The sequence below is a fragment of the Litoreibacter sp. genome (assembly GCF_058136045.1).
On the sequence record NZ_JBYVDD010000004.1, the window covers coordinates 225,215 to 238,670 of the forward strand.

General features: G+C 56.7%; 14 protein-coding genes. 7 read left to right on the forward strand and 7 right to left on the reverse strand.

Annotation, left to right across the window (positions count from 1 at the left end):
* Window positions 1–9: 9 nt before the first annotated feature.
* From AC3Y7R_RS06520 to AC3Y7R_RS06530, 3 genes are read right to left on the reverse strand one after another with little or no spacing between them, the layout of a single operon-like run.
* A complete protein-coding gene (locus tag AC3Y7R_RS06520) occupies window positions 10–930 on the reverse strand; it encodes a site-specific tyrosine recombinase XerD (protein ID WP_490041216.1) in 921 nt (306 codons plus the stop codon).
* Between the two features lie 14 nt (window positions 931–944).
* Window positions 945–2,528 (reverse strand): hypothetical protein, encoded by a 1,584-nt coding sequence (locus AC3Y7R_RS06525; RefSeq protein ID WP_490041217.1) that lies wholly within the window; start codon window positions 2,526–2,528, stop codon window positions 945–947.
* Window positions 2,518–2,652 (reverse strand): hypothetical protein, encoded by a 135-nt coding sequence (locus AC3Y7R_RS06530; RefSeq protein ID WP_490041218.1) that lies wholly within the window; start codon window positions 2,650–2,652, stop codon window positions 2,518–2,520. Before AC3Y7R_RS06530 ends, AC3Y7R_RS06525 begins: the two co-directional genes overlap by 11 nt.
* Before the next feature lie 113 nt (window positions 2,653–2,765).
* Between AC3Y7R_RS06530 and AC3Y7R_RS06535 the strand changes: the two genes are divergently transcribed.
* Window positions 2,766–3,347 carry a shikimate kinase gene (locus AC3Y7R_RS06535; RefSeq protein WP_490041219.1) on the forward strand — a complete coding sequence of 194 codons (582 nt, stop codon included), beginning with the start codon at window positions 2,766–2,768 and terminating at the stop codon, window positions 3,345–3,347.
* Window positions 3,331–4,449 carry a 3-dehydroquinate synthase gene (gene aroB, locus AC3Y7R_RS06540; protein ID WP_490041220.1) on the forward strand — a complete coding sequence of 373 codons (1,119 nt, stop codon included), beginning with the start codon at window positions 3,331–3,333 and terminating at the stop codon, window positions 4,447–4,449. The genes AC3Y7R_RS06535 and aroB overlap by 17 nt, the downstream gene beginning before the upstream one ends.
* Window positions 4,450–4,503: 54 nt before the next feature.
* Here the strand turns inward: aroB and AC3Y7R_RS06545 are convergent, their stop codons facing one another.
* A complete protein-coding gene (locus AC3Y7R_RS06545) occupies window positions 4,504–5,115 on the reverse strand; it encodes a lytic transglycosylase domain-containing protein (RefSeq protein WP_490041221.1) in 612 nt (203 codons plus the stop codon).
* A 169-nt stretch (window positions 5,116–5,284) separates the two neighbouring features.
* On the opposite strand from AC3Y7R_RS06545, the gene ssb reads away from it, so the two are divergent.
* Entirely contained in the window at window positions 5,285–5,824 is a 540-nt protein-coding gene (gene ssb, locus AC3Y7R_RS06550) for a single-stranded DNA-binding protein (RefSeq protein WP_490041222.1), read from the forward strand.
* Window positions 5,825–6,142: 318 nt separating this feature from the next.
* Here ssb and AC3Y7R_RS06555 read toward each other — a convergent pair whose 3' ends face one another.
* On the reverse strand, window positions 6,143–7,474 hold the full coding sequence (locus tag AC3Y7R_RS06555) for a DEAD/DEAH box helicase (protein WP_490041223.1): 1,332 nt from the start codon (window positions 7,472–7,474) through the stop codon (window positions 6,143–6,145).
* 298 nt (window positions 7,475–7,772) lie between these two features.
* Here AC3Y7R_RS06555 and AC3Y7R_RS06560 point away from each other — a divergent pair, with 298 nt between their 5' ends.
* A complete protein-coding gene (locus AC3Y7R_RS06560; RefSeq protein WP_490041224.1) occupies window positions 7,773–8,180 on the forward strand; it encodes a Fur family transcriptional regulator in 408 nt (135 codons plus the stop codon).
* A 103-nt stretch (window positions 8,181–8,283) separates the two neighbouring features.
* On the opposite strand, the gene dgt is transcribed toward AC3Y7R_RS06560, so the two are convergent.
* Complete coding sequence (dgt, locus tag AC3Y7R_RS06565) at window positions 8,284–9,615, reverse strand: dGTP triphosphohydrolase (protein WP_490041225.1); 1,332 nt, start codon at window positions 9,613–9,615, stop codon at window positions 8,284–8,286.
* Between the two features lie 195 nt (window positions 9,616–9,810).
* Between dgt and eno the strand changes: the two genes are divergently transcribed.
* The 3 genes from eno (at window position 9,811) to AC3Y7R_RS06580 (ending at window position 12,316) form a co-directional block, all read left to right on the forward strand.
* Window positions 9,811–11,088 (forward strand): phosphopyruvate hydratase, encoded by a 1,278-nt coding sequence (gene eno, locus AC3Y7R_RS06570; RefSeq protein WP_490041226.1) that lies wholly within the window; start codon window positions 9,811–9,813, stop codon window positions 11,086–11,088.
* Between the two features lie 143 nt (window positions 11,089–11,231).
* Window positions 11,232–11,882, forward strand: coding sequence for a GNAT family N-acetyltransferase (locus tag AC3Y7R_RS06575; protein ID WP_490041227.1), 651 nt, complete (start codon window positions 11,232–11,234; stop codon window positions 11,880–11,882).
* Window positions 11,879–12,316 (forward strand): cupin domain-containing protein, encoded by a 438-nt coding sequence (locus tag AC3Y7R_RS06580; protein WP_490041228.1) that lies wholly within the window; start codon window positions 11,879–11,881, stop codon window positions 12,314–12,316. The genes AC3Y7R_RS06575 and AC3Y7R_RS06580 overlap by 4 nt, the downstream gene beginning before the upstream one ends.
* Here AC3Y7R_RS06580 and AC3Y7R_RS06585 read toward each other — a convergent pair.
* Complete coding sequence (locus AC3Y7R_RS06585; RefSeq protein WP_490041413.1) at window positions 12,300–13,406, reverse strand: anhydro-N-acetylmuramic acid kinase; 1,107 nt, start codon at window positions 13,404–13,406, stop codon at window positions 12,300–12,302. The two genes, AC3Y7R_RS06580 and AC3Y7R_RS06585, sit on opposite strands and share 17 nt — an antisense overlap.
* Between the last annotated feature and the right edge of the window lie 50 nt (window positions 13,407–13,456).

The following is a 13,456-nucleotide window of genomic DNA, read 5'->3' on the forward strand; positions in this document are numbered from 1 at the left end:
ACAAATGCTTTAGCCTTTGGCCAAAGGGTGGTGCTCTAGAACCAACTCCTTCAACCGCTCGTCCAGCACATGGGTATAAATCTCGGTCGTCGAGATATCCGCATGGCCCAGCAGGGTTTGAATGGCACGCAAATCGGCCCCGTTGGCCAAAAGATGCGTCGCAAATGCGTGGCGGAGCGTGTGCGGCGTAACCTTGGATGGATCAACCCCACCCTCAAGCGCCAATTCCTTGATCAGCATGTAAAACCGATGCCGTGTCAGGTGGCCATCTTTGCTGCGCGACGGGAACAAGAACTTGGAGGACGGTTTACCGTCTTTCTGTGCCGCCTCATCGCGCATATCACGCGTGGTAATCCAAGCCGCCAGCGCATCGCGCGCCGAGCCTGCCAACGGCACCATGCGCTCTTTGCCGCCTTTGCCTTTGACCAGCAACATGCGCGGATCACCACGCGCCGCCGACACTGGCAACGTCACCAGTTCGCTCACGCGCATTCCGGTCGCGTAAAGCAACTCCATCAGGCAAGTGTTGCGCAGCCGGTCATCCTTGCTGCGTGCCGAGGTTTGCGCCGCACCTAACAGGCGGTCCACTTCCTCGACGCTCAGGGTTTTGGGTAGGGATTTCTGACGCCCCGGCCCCTTGATTTGCATCACCGGATTATCTTCGCGCCACCCTTCTTCATAGGCAAAGCGATAGAGCTGTTTAATCGCCGACAAGCGCCGTGCGCGGGTGGCCGACGCCAGACCTTGGGCGTCGCAATGGATCAGGTAATCCTCAACATCACTGCGCGCCACCGCCTCAAACTGTGTGCCGCGATGGTCCAACCAACTGGCAAAATCCAACAAGTCGCGCCCATAGGCCAACCTTGTGTTTTGCGCCGCATCCAACTCGGCGGCTTGCGCATCTAGAAAGGTCTCGATCCAACGCGACATATCCGCAGGCAAGCTCACCCGCGCGGCCTTGTGATCAAGGTATAAAGCGCCATGCGGCGGGCAAAATCATCAAACCCCAAGTGGCGTAACGTACGCAGCCCGCTCTCTAACGCGGAGGGATCGGCACCCGCGCCATCCTCCATCAACTTCACCGCCTTAAGCATCGCCAAGCCGAAGTTTCCAGCCTCAACCAACGTGGCCAGATCGCTGGCTGGCCCTGCGGTTGTGAATGCGGCAGCAATCGCGCTTTCTAACGGGTCCAACCCACCGGCCCCTACAAGTTGCGAAATTTCAGCTCCGTCGCCCCGCGCCACCGCGCGCCATAGCGCAGGTATCTTTGCGGCAATCGCCTCGGAGTTCGCCGCGCTCTCGTAGGCGGGCGACAACATAACCAGCCGAACCGCGTCCTCTTGGGCCGCATCTAAAAGGGGCAAGCCCAGCAAGGCCTCTCCGAACATATTGGCCAAGGCAGGCTCTAGCCCGGCGCGGCGCATGGAACGCACGGCATCCGGCAATTGCGCGGCCACCGAACTTGGATCACGGGCCGTTAGCGCCGTCTCAAAAGCCTGCACCGCATCCACCCGATCCCAGACCCCACCCGAGGCTGCCGGTTGCCGCTCGGAATAAATCGCCAACAGGCGCGAGGGCAAAATCGCACCCGTGCGCGCAAGGCGTTCGGCGGCAGTGATGCGTGGCTTCCACCCGCCATTCTCCGAAAGCGCCGCATAGGCAAAGGCATTGGGTAGCGTCGACAAAGACAGCGGCTCGCCAATGGCCTCATGCATCCGAAAGCTTAACGGGGTGACGCGCGATGGCGCGGGCAACGGTGGCTCCCCCTCGAACACCTCAGGATCAAGGAACCGCGCCATAAGCGCATCCTCGGCGGGGGTGATAACTTTTAACGTCTGCGCCGTGCTCAGCGTCAGGTTGGCCGCGTCCCAATCCCCAGCGCGCGCCATGCAGAAAATGCGCGCCGGATAGGTCGGTGCCATATCAGGTTGGCGCAACATGCGCTTGCAAGCCACGTCTTCCTCGCCAGTCAAAAGGCTGGCATCAAACCAGCGCCGGAACAAAGATGGGGTGCCGGGATCAGCCCGGTCCAGCAAAGCCTTGGCCTGATCTAAGGCCCCCAAAGCCAGCAACACGTCAACACGGGCGTGGAACAAAACCTCCGCCTGAGCAGTGTCTAAGGGGGGCGTCAACTCGGCCAACAACACCGTGTGTATAAGCTCGGCCAATGGTGACGGTAGGTCCGGGCGTAAATCGTTTAATGCGGCACTCAAAATGACGGACCGGCTGGACCCCCAAAAATTGGCAGGCAACCCGGTCACGGCCCCCGGCACCAAGCCGACACCATCGCGGCTGGGTGCACCAAGGGTCGTCGTCGTCACAACGCTGGGCGTGGCAGAGCGCGCAACATCGTCGGCGTGTTTGACCTTTGGGGCCTGTGGCAATTTTGGCGGGGCAACCACGACAGGTGTCGCCACCACGTCAGACAACCAGTCAATCGCAGACAGCGGCTCCTTCGCATGCGCCAGAGGCACCAGCGTCAAAAAGCACGATACAGCAAGGGTCGCTACGTTTTGTTTACTTCGCATCCAGCGTAACCGGTTGATTAACCTCGACCCTATTTGGCGACAGGTCGCCCAAATACGCATAGCCGATAATACCGACGATGCCCATCACGATCAGGAAAATCAGAGCCTTTAGGAGCCTTATCACGCTTGTTATGCCTTTATTATGGGCGACTTATGTCACCGCCCTTTGCGCCTGTTGTTTGATTCATATATGGAATTTCTAACAAGTTCACGCAATTCAAAACAGAAAATGATAAATTGAGCGAGAGAACGCCACCCAAAGTCCTAACTCTGACCCGCCCCTTGGTTCTTGTGGGCATGATGGGAGCCGGAAAAACCGCCATTGGCGGGGCCGTTGCGCGCATACTTGGCGTGCCTTTTCTGGATAGCGACGAGGAGTTGGTACGCGCCGCCGACCGCTCCATTGCCGAAATTTTCGAGCGCGACGGCGAGGCCTTCTTTCGCGCCCGCGAGACCGAGATCATTGCGCGCCTGCTTGACGGGGAGCCCGCAGTTCTGTCCACGGGCGGCGGAGCATTCCTGAGCGAGGACAACCGCGATCTGGTCGCCTCCAAAGGGGTCTCGGTCTGGCTGAAGGCTGATCTGGCGCTGCTTTGGGACCGTGTTCGCCACAAAACAACTCGCCCGTTGCTGCGCACTGACGATCCCTATGCCTCATTGCGCGACATCTACAACGCCCGAACGCCTATTTACGCGCAGGCGCAACTCTACGTCGAAGCCCGGGCGGAATATTCCATTGACGACATGGCCAAACAGGTCGTCACCACCCTGCATGACGCCCACCTACTGAAAGAAACGCCCCATGACTTACCCACATGAAACCGTTCAGGTTAAGCTTGGCGATCGCAGCTACCTCATTGAAATCGGCCACGGGCTGCTGGCACAAGCTGGCGCGCAGGTCACCCCCCTGCTGACCCGCCCGCGCGTGGCGGTGGTCACGGACGCCAATGTGGCAGACCTGCACCTAGAGGATTTACGCGCAGGCTTGGCCGCCTCCGGCATCGAGATGACCCATCTGACCCTGCCCGCAGGCGAGGCCACGAAAAGCTGGCCATACCTAAGCCAAACGGTCGAATGGCTGCTTGAGCAAAAGATCGAGCGCGGCGATATGGTCGTGGCGTTTGGCGGCGGCGTGATCGGTGACTTGGTGGGCTTTGCAGCAGCGATTTTGCGCCGGGGCGTGCGGTTTGTGCAAATCCCGACCTCGCTGCTGGCACAAGTCGACAGCTCTGTTGGCGGCAAAACCGCAATTAATTCCCCCCATGGCAAAAACCTGATCGGCGCCTTCCATCAGCCGTCACTGGTGCTGGCGGATGTGGCCGTGCTGGGCACATTAACCCCGCGCCACGTCCTTGCAGGTTATGGCGAAGTGGTAAAATATGGGCTGCTAGGCGATGCCACCTTCTTTGACTGGCTCGAGGTAAACGCGCCAGATTTGGCCGCCGGAGATGTCACGAAACGCATCGAGGCGGTCCGCTGGTCATGCCAAATGAAAGCCGACATCGTGGCACGCGACGAGACCGAGCAAGGCGACCGCGCCCTGCTCAATCTGGGCCATACATTCGGCCACGCGCTGGAGGCCGCAACCAGCTACTCCGACCGCTTACTGCACGGCGAAGGCGTTGCCATCGGTTGCGCCTTGGCGTTCGAGGTGTCTTCACGCCTTGGGCTGTGCGCGCAAGAAGACCCAAGCCGGGTCCGCGCACACCTAAAAGACATGGGCATGAAAACCGACCTGCGCGACATTGAGGGCAACTTACCTGATGCCGACGCACTGATCGCTCTGATGGGCCAAGACAAAAAAGTCACCCAAGGCACGCTCAACTACATCATGGCACGCGGCATCGGTCAGGCTTTTGTGACCAGCGACGTACCCCCCCAAATCATACACGACGTCTTAGACGACGCACTCCGCCGCTAACTATCATTGTTCCAAAAATATCCCGGGGGAGTGGGGGCTGGCCCCCACTAAATCTTAGCTTCCCAAAATCTTGCGCACATAATTGCGGGTCTCGCGGTAAGGCGGCACCCCGCCGTGCTTTTCAACCGCGCCCGGCCCCGCATTATATGCAGCCAAAGCCAGCCGCCAACTGCCAAACTTGCGGTACATCTGCTTGAGATAACGCGCGCCGCCTTCAAGGTTTTGCTTGGGATCACGTGGATTCACCCCCAGCTTACGCGCAGTCCCCGGCATCAGCTGGGCCAACCCAATAGCGCCGGCATGAGACACCGCATGAGGCTTCCAACCACTTTCTTGCTGCACCAGACGCAGGAACAAATCCGTCGGCACACCATGCTTACGCGCTACGCGTTTAGCATCCCCAAGATAGGCACTTTTTTGCGACCCACGATAGCGCGGGATCGCCGTTTTGGTGGCATAAATGGCCTTCTTGCTTTGCGGCTGCAATTTTCTGGACGCTTTATACTGCGACGACAACCGGCCATCCAGAAGCCGCGCCTGAGTGCTAAAAACTCTGGAGCGGTTGCTCGTTGAGCCAGACGAAGACAGCCCCTCGGCGATTAAGATTTGCGAGGAAAGCGGCATCAACGAAGCCGCTGCCACCAATACCACCAATAACTTACGCATTCATCCGGTCCCACTCACCGCCTCTAATTGCGCGCAATATAGTCAGTTTTTGTGGTTAAACCACCCCCTGAGCCAATACTCGCCCACTACACAGTGTGGTTGTAAGTCTCTCGTTAACCAAATACCGCTGATATAAGAGCATCAATTCAAGATTCGGGAGACCCAGCACATGGCCGGTTCAGTTAACAAAGTTATTCTTATCGGCAACCTAGGGCGCGATCCCGAAGTGCGGAGTTTTCAAAATGGCGGCAAGGTTTGCAACCTGCGCATCGCCACCTCCGAGACATGGAAAGATCGCAGCACCGGCGAGCGCCGCGAAAAAACCGAATGGCATTCAGTCGCCATTTTCCAAGAAGGTCTGGTCCGCATTGCCGAGCAATACCTGCGCAAAGGCTCCAAGGTCTACATCGAGGGCCAGTTGCAGACCCGTAAATGGCAAGACCAAAGCGGCGCTGACAAGTACAGCACCGAAGTTGTGCTGCAAGGTTTTAACGGCTCGCTAACCATGCTCGACGGACCGAACGGTGGCTCCAGCGGCGGTGGTGGCGGTTATGGCGGTGGCGGTGGTGGCGGCGACCCAATGGGTGGCGGCGGCTACGACAGCGGCCCATCGGGTGGCGGTTATGGTGGCGGCTCCGGCGGCGGTGCTAGTGGTGGGGGCGGCCAATCCAGCCCATCGAGCGACATCGACGACGAAATTCCGTTCTAAACCAATTAGAACAGTCAAAAACAAAGGGGCCTTCATGGCCCCTTTTTCATGTCTCAAGTTGATAACTTGGCTATTTTCGCCAAAGCAACACAGTCACTATGAGAAGCCCCAAGAAGACTGCTCCTGGCATCAACACCATGTATTGCAGATCTTCACCAGACAATTGCCAAGGCATTTTCAGGCTACAGTTAGCACTGTTCGAGAACGCACAAGCCATCCCGGAAACGTACAAATACCCGAGCGCCCACAAACCGCCAAAGCAGGTTGTGAGCACCGTCATGATAATTGCCATTGCGCGCTGGAACCGGCTCATCCGGACTATGCCGCAGCAGACGTCGGAGCTTGGCCGCGACGACGGCGGTTACGCTTGCGCTTAGGTGCGCCGCCCGATGGGCCTTCGCCGCCACCCGCCGCTTTTGGCTTACCTTGGCCACGACGACCTCCGCCTCCGCCACCTGGACGGCCGCCTCCGCGATTACCGCCACCGCCGCGTTTCGGCTTGGCTTCTTCCTCGGATTTGGCCCAACGACGACCGCCAGCCACCGGAATAGTGATTTTCAACAGCTTTTCGATGTCCTTCAATTCGCCCATCTCATCGGGGGCGCAAAAGGAAATCGCCTCGCCTTCACGACCAGCGCGTGCAGTCCGCCCGATGCGGTGCACATAGCTTTCTGGCACGTTGGGAAGGTCGTAGTTGTAGACAAAACCAACACCCGGAATGTCGATCCCACGCGCCGCTACATCTGTCGCAACTAGAACGCGCAACGCGCCAGATTTGAACGCCGCTAGTGAGCGATCGCGATGGTTTTGCGATTTATTCCCATGAATGGAGCCGGCAGCAAACCCTTTGCTATCAAGCAACTTCATCAGCTTTTCCGCGCCATGCTTTGTACGGCAGAACACCAACGCGAGATCATCGCGGTGCTTGTCCATCAGCTCAATCAGCAGATCATTTTTAGCCGCCTTAGCGATGTAGTGCACCGATTGCGTGATCTTGTCAGCAGTCTTGCCCGGCGCAGTGACCTGCACGCGGCGCGGGTGGTCAAGATAGGTCGCGGCCAACTCTTCCATCAGCTTCGGCATAGTGGCCGAGAAACACAGGGTTTGGCGCTCTTTGGGCAGCAGCGGCGCAATTTGGCGCAGTGCGTGAATGAAGCCCATGTCGAGCATCTGGTCAGCCTCGTCGAGCACCAAATACTTCGCATCGCCCAGCATCACGGATTTTTGCTGCAACAAGTCAATTAGGCGACCGGGGGTGGCGACCAGAATATCTGTACCGCGCTCCAACGCCTTCTTTTGTGGGTTAATAGAGACGCCGCCAACAACCATGTTGATTTTCAAATGGCCATTACCTTGGAACATTTTCAGGTTGTCACAGATTTGCTTTGCCAACTCGCGGGTCGGCGCAAGGATCAAGCCACGCACAGTGCGCGACGCAGGTTTAGTGCCTATTTTGATTAGATTGTGGATCATCGGCAGACCAAAGGCCGCAGTTTTACCGGTGCCGGTTTGGGCCAAGCCCATAACATCGCGGCCACCCAAAATGATCGGGATCGCTTCTTCCTGGATTGGTGTTGGCGTTGTGATGCCGTTTTCGGCAAGCCTTTCGGCAATTTTGGGGGAGATCCCCAAAGCTTCAAATTTATTCAAGTCATGTCCTCTCGTGACATGTGGCCCCACGCCTAACTGGCTGTGGGGGCGCGTTAAAATGGTCGTGGAGGCGGTTCCCCCACCGGACCCATTCGCGTGAATTTCGGGAACGTATAACACTGCGGCGGTGCATCGCCCCGAACAATAGCGGGGCACACGCGGCACCATTTGTGCGCAGGCTTGAGGGGGAAATGGGCTTCTGCGCACAATAAGTCAAGGCTAGGGTGAAAATTGGGGGTGGAGGCCAAGCACATGCGCGCCTAAAATGCACCTCAAAGCCCCAAGGGAGAGCCGCAAAATGGCCAAGTCCATCATCAGCCGATCGACCGAGAGAGGCCTGCGCATGACCGGCCAACGCCGAGTAATAGCGCAAGTTTTGGAAGAGGCAGAGGACCATCCAGACGTGGAAGAGCTGCACTCTAGGGCTTTGAAAACAGATAGTAATATTTCAATTGCCACCGTGTACAGAACAGTAAAGCTGTTCGAGGAAGCGGGGCTATTGGAGCGGTTGGAATTTGGCGACGGGCGCGCGCGCTACGAAGATGCAGAGCGCGACCACCACGACCACCTGATTGACATGCAAAGCGGTGAAATCATTGAGTTCGTCGACCCCGAGATTGAGGCCCTGCAAGAGAAAATCGCCAAACGGTTGGGGTATCGCCTCAAAGGTCATCGGTTGGAGCTTTACGGGGTCAAGGGCCGCTAAATCAGAGCCCGTTTCAGTACAAGGCGTACAGCACGTACGGAATTTTATACAAATGGTTCGGTTTGAGTGAGGATGAAGCCCCCACCACCCGAATAATAAAGGGCTACGTCCCTGACACCATGCGCGCTATTTTTACAGTGTACCTATCAGTCATCCCTGAAACGAAGTCGGCAAGGGAATGTAGCGCATCATTAGTACTGTTGATGTCCCGCAAATCCAAATCGAGGGCCCGGACCAACTGCACGTCATATCCTTCCAGTTTATTCGGGTCCCACTCAAGGTTACTAAGATTTTCATAAATCGGAACAACCCCGTCTAGGACTCGGTGAAGTACATTCCTTCCTGAAATTTCCAACTCAGTTTTCCGCTTAGCAGTAAAAATTCGGCTTTTTGCTACACGCTTAATTTCTGCAAATTCCTCACTTTTATCCGAAACCTCGATCAAAGAAGATGAAAATGACCCGTCCATGATCTTCGTATAATTTTCTTTGAAGGCTTCCACACAGGCATTGATCGCTGCTCCGATACCGCGGGCTCTCATGTAGGCTATACACTCGCCTTCGGTTTTGTCTGACATATCTTGATTTGATGTTCCTACCAATGGAGTAAGGCAACGTGAAACGGCATCGAACCCCAAATCCCCAGAAATATACGCATCTTCTATATCAAGAATATTGTAGCAAATATCATCGGCTGCCTCGACGAGAAACACCAATGGATGCCGCCGCCACCAATAACCATTTTTATTTTGCTCTCGCTGTAACCCCAGTTTTTGAGCGACTTCAGAAAAAATAAGTTCTTCAGATTTAAATAACCCAAACTTTTTAACGCCACAGTAGCTGGTATTCTCTGCGCTCTGTACATGCTCCGTAGCTGGGTATTTTGCAAACGTGCCCAAGACGCTATTCGACAGCCTCATACCGCCCTGATTTCGGTGCATTTCTAACCGAGTAATAATTCGGAACCCTTGTGCATTCCCCTCGAACTGCTCAAACTCGCCGCGCAGTTCTGCGGCCATCGAACCAAATATACCGTCGGATTTTCTAAATCTTTCTTTGAACCATTCACCGATTGCCTCTTCTCCTGAGTGCCCGAACGGAGGATTGCCAATGTCATGCGCAAGACAAGCGGCTTGAACCACACCTGCAATTGCATGCCGATCGCCAGCGTGAACAAATTTCTCTTTTTCCAACCAAGACCCGACTTGCATACCAAGTGAGCGCCCTACACTACTGGTTTCAACGCTATGGATTAAACGGTGATGAATGTGATCATGATCATACAAAGGATGTACTTGGGTTTTATTTGCCAGCCTTCGAAATGGCGCCGAAAAAGTTATACGATCCGCATCTTGTACGTAAATTGGGCGATGTGGTTCTTCACTATACGTTGGATCCCCCAAGCGGTCCGCGTTCAAAAGAAATTTCCACTCCATTAAAATCTTCTCTCAAAAATTATCTTTTAGGTTTTTCGCACCCTACCTGATGTCGGGAATGGATGAAGCCATTAATTGAAAATTTTTAAGGCCAAGCGTAACTCTTTTCTACCGCCTTTGCCCAAAACTTGCCCTTATTCCACAGCACATCTATACCTGCCCCAACATTAGACCCATCTTAAGGATTGCCCTGCTATGAGCACCATTATCGACATTTACGCCCGTGAGATTCTTGACAGCCGTGGCAACCCGACTGTGGAAGTTGATGTGACCTTGGAAGACGGCTCTTTGGGGCGCGCGGCGGTGCCATCGGGGGCATCAACTGGCGCATATGAGGCCAACGAGAAACGCGACGGCGACAAAGGCCGCTATGCAGGCAAAGGCGTGTTGGACGCGGTTGCCAATGTGAATGGCGAGTTGGCAGAGAACCTTGTCGGCGAAGACGCCACAGAGCAAGTCTCTATCGACGAGATGATGATCGAGCTGGACGGCACCGACAACAAATCCCGCCTTGGGGCGAACGCCATTTTGGGTGTCTCGCTGGCGGTGGCAAAGGCCGCGGCAGAATTCTCGGGGCAGCCCTTGTACCGCTATGTGGGCGGCACCAGCGCACGGGTTTTGCCAGTACCGATGATGAACATCATCAACGGCGGCGAGCACGCGGACAACCCGATCGACATCCAAGAGTTCATGATCATGCCCGTGGCGGCGACGGACATCCGCGAGGCGATCCGCATGGGCGCGGAAGTGTTCCATGTGCTGAAGAAAGAGCTGTCGTCGGCAGGCTTCAACACCGGCATCGGTGATGAGGGCGGGTTTGCGCCTAACATTTCCAGCTCGCGCGAAGCATTGGATTTCATCCTGAAGTCGATCGAGAAAGCCGGATACAAGCCGGGCGAAGACATCCACCTAGCACTGGATTGCGCCGCGACGGAATATTACCGCGACGGCAAATACGACATGAAGGGCGAAGGCAAAAAACTGTCTTCCGAGGAAAACGCGGCTTACTTGGCCGCCTTGGTTGCTGACTACCCGATCATCTCGATTGAGGATGGCATGGGCGAAGATGATTGGGACGGTTGGGCCGCCCTGACCGCAGAGTTGGGCGACAAAATCCAATTGGTGGGCGACGATTTGTTCGTGACCAACCCAACGCGTTTGGCCGAGGGTATCAAGCGTAAATCGGCGAACTCCATGTTGGTAAAAGTGAACCAGATCGGGACGTTGACCGAAACCCTGCGCGCCGTGGACATGGCGCACCGCGCGGGCTTCACCAATGTGATGTCGCACCGCTCTGGCGAGACCGAGGACGCGACAATTGCCGACTTGGCCGTGGCGACAAATTGTGGCCAGATCAAAACCGGCTCGCTATCGCGCTCTGACCGTTTGGCAAAATACAACCAGCTGATCCGCATCGACGAAATGCTGGGTGATGCGGCGGTTTACGCAGGCACCTCGATCTTAAAAACCTAGGCCTGAAGCGGGGGGCGAGTATCGCTCTGCTCCCCCCGCGCCGTTTGGCTAGTGTGCCCTTGCTGAGAACTTTACGGTCAGCGAGCCTTGCATCAAAATAAATGGGCATTAGCACCACTACTCCCGTTCATGGAGCACCCTGCATGACATTCTCATTCCCAAGCCATGCTTGCATAACCGGCCAATGGTGTGACTTGGAGCCCGTGGGCCTCGTGCATTTGGACGAGCAATGGGAAGTCTGCAATGGCGAGGCCAGCAGTTTTGCCAACACCCGATATGGCCCCTACCCCACCATTGACGCGTTACGTGCACAGTTGACAGATTTCGCCACGCGAGAGCACCAGCCATTTTGGGCCGTGCGCCCAAAGACAAGCGGGCGGGCCGAGGGTTGGCTTTCGATCTGTGACGTGGACCAAGAGGTTGGCGCATTTGAAATTGGCGCCATCTGGTACGCCCCGTGCCTACAGCGCACAGCGGCAGCAACCGAGGCCATCACTTTATTGCTGCACCACGGCTTTGAAACACACCATTACGCCCGCGCGGTTTGGCGCTGCTACGCCCATAATGCAGCATCGCGCCGGGCTGCTGCGCGCTATGGGTTTCAACCCGAAGGGATTTGGCGCGAAGGTGGGCGGCTAGACGGGATTGCGCGTGACGTCTGTTGGTATTCAATTCTGGCACGGGAATGGCCAAACCGGCGAAACGCGATGGCATCATGGCTAGCAGCAAGCAATTTCGACACCGATGGCAGAGCACGATCGTCCCTGTCGCACAGCATGGAGAACAAGGCATGAGCGACGCAGAGGCCCTCATCAAACGCCTTGACCTTGCGCCGCACCCCGAGGGTGGCTGGTATCGCCAGACTTGGGCCGCGACGGGCGATGGGCGGCCTGCGGGGACGTGCATTTACTTTTTGTTAAAGCAGGGCGAGCGCAGCCATTGGCACCGCGTGGATGCCGGTGAGATTTGGCATTTCTACGCTGGCACGCCGCTGATCTTGTCGATCTCGGACACCGATGCGGGGCCTGCCGTTGATCATGTTTTAGGGCCGGATTTCGCGGCCAACCAGCGCCCTCAGATCGTAGTCGAAGCAGGGCAATGGCAAGCAGCCTCGGCCCCAGACGGGTGGGCATTGGTAGGCTGCACTGTATCACCGGGTTTCCAGTTTAGCGGGTTTGAATTGGCCGCCCCCGAGTTTGATATCCCACGCGCTAAGACGGGCGACTAACCGTTCCACCACCGACATTTGCAGCAACGCCCGTGGTGCTGGGGCAGCTTGTTGGCAGGCCCCGCGCGACACGCACAGCGAGGTAGGCGAAGGCCTGCGCCTCGAGCATGTCACCATCCAAGCCGTGGTCGTCGATATTGTCGAATTGTACCGTTGTGAGGGCTTGCAGGCAGGCCATCAGGTGGGTGTTCCGCCTGCCCCCGCCGCACACAAGAACACGCGAAACGGGCTTTGGCATATGCTCTAGCGCGCGCGCGACAGAGGCGGCGCAGCATTCGGTCAGCGTCGCGCAGGCATCCGCATCGCTGAGCGGTTCGACCTCGAAGGCCAGCGTCGCGAAATCATCCCGGTCCAGAGATTTAGGCGGCATTCTATAGAAGTAGGCGTGAGTTAAGAATTTCTCCACGATTTGGGCGTTTACTTGGCCTTGTGCGGCGAGTTTTCCGTCACGATCAAAGGGCAGGTTTTGGCGGGCCTGCATAAGGTCGTTGATCGGGGCATTGGCGGGCCCCGTGTCAAAGGCCAAAAGCGCACCATCGTCCTCAGGCTTGTCATAACTGGGGTCAATATAAGTGATATTACCCACCCCGCCGAGGTTCAGGAAGGCCGTGGGCTTTGTAAGAGAGAGGTATTTAGCGCAGGCAAAGTGAAAAAACGGCGCAAGCGGTGCGCCTTGGCCACCAAACTTAACGTCTGCGCTGCGAAAGTCCCAAATCACGGGACATTGCAAAATTTCTGCAAGCAATGCGCCATCACCCGTTTGATGCGTTTTACTATTGGCAGGATCATGGGCCAACGTCTGGCCATGAAAACCGATAATCTTAGGATGTTGGTCTGGGTCCATCGCCATCACGCGGGTTAGCAATGCTGCGTGGGCAGTCTCGACGGTTTCGGCGGCGACCGGGACCTGTGCGCCATCCGGCCATTGGCCAAAGGCCGCAGAGATCTTGGCGCGCTCATCTTGCGAATACGGGCGGTAGTCGCTTATGCCAAATGCCGTGATCACTTCTCCATCTGTCTGGAGCATGGCCGCATCCACCCCGTCAAGCGAGGTTCCCGACATGGTGCCAAGCGCCCAAACCGACCCCATATTGCGATCTTCAATGGTCAAAGACTTTCCCTTCCCTGCCCGCCCGCCTA

Coding starts and splice junctions, on each gene's coding strand:
- AC3Y7R_RS06585 (WP_490041413.1), bottom strand. CDS start 13,406: ATGGGGTCGGTTTGGGCGCTTGGCACCATGTCGGGAACCTCGCTTGAC.
- ssb (WP_490041222.1), top strand. CDS start 5,285: ATGGCCGGTTCAGTTAACAAAGTTATTCTTATCGGCAACCTAGGGCGC.
- dgt (WP_490041225.1), bottom strand. CDS start 9,615: ATGGAGTGGAAATTTCTTTTGAACGCGGACCGCTTGGGGGATCCAACG.
- AC3Y7R_RS06525 (WP_490041217.1), bottom strand. CDS start 2,528: ATGCGAAGTAAACAAAACGTAGCGACCCTTGCTGTATCGTGCTTTTTG.
- aroB (WP_490041220.1), top strand. CDS start 3,331: ATGACTTACCCACATGAAACCGTTCAGGTTAAGCTTGGCGATCGCAGC.
- AC3Y7R_RS06580 (WP_490041228.1), top strand. CDS start 11,879: ATGAGCGACGCAGAGGCCCTCATCAAACGCCTTGACCTTGCGCCGCAC.
- AC3Y7R_RS06545 (WP_490041221.1), bottom strand. CDS start 5,115: ATGCGTAAGTTATTGGTGGTATTGGTGGCAGCGGCTTCGTTGATGCCG.
- AC3Y7R_RS06575 (WP_490041227.1), top strand. CDS start 11,232: ATGACATTCTCATTCCCAAGCCATGCTTGCATAACCGGCCAATGGTGT.
- eno (WP_490041226.1), top strand. CDS start 9,811: ATGAGCACCATTATCGACATTTACGCCCGTGAGATTCTTGACAGCCGT.
- AC3Y7R_RS06520 (WP_490041216.1), bottom strand. CDS start 930: ATGTCGCGTTGGATCGAGACCTTTCTAGATGCGCAAGCCGCCGAGTTG.
- AC3Y7R_RS06560 (WP_490041224.1), top strand. CDS start 7,773: ATGGCCAAGTCCATCATCAGCCGATCGACCGAGAGAGGCCTGCGCATG.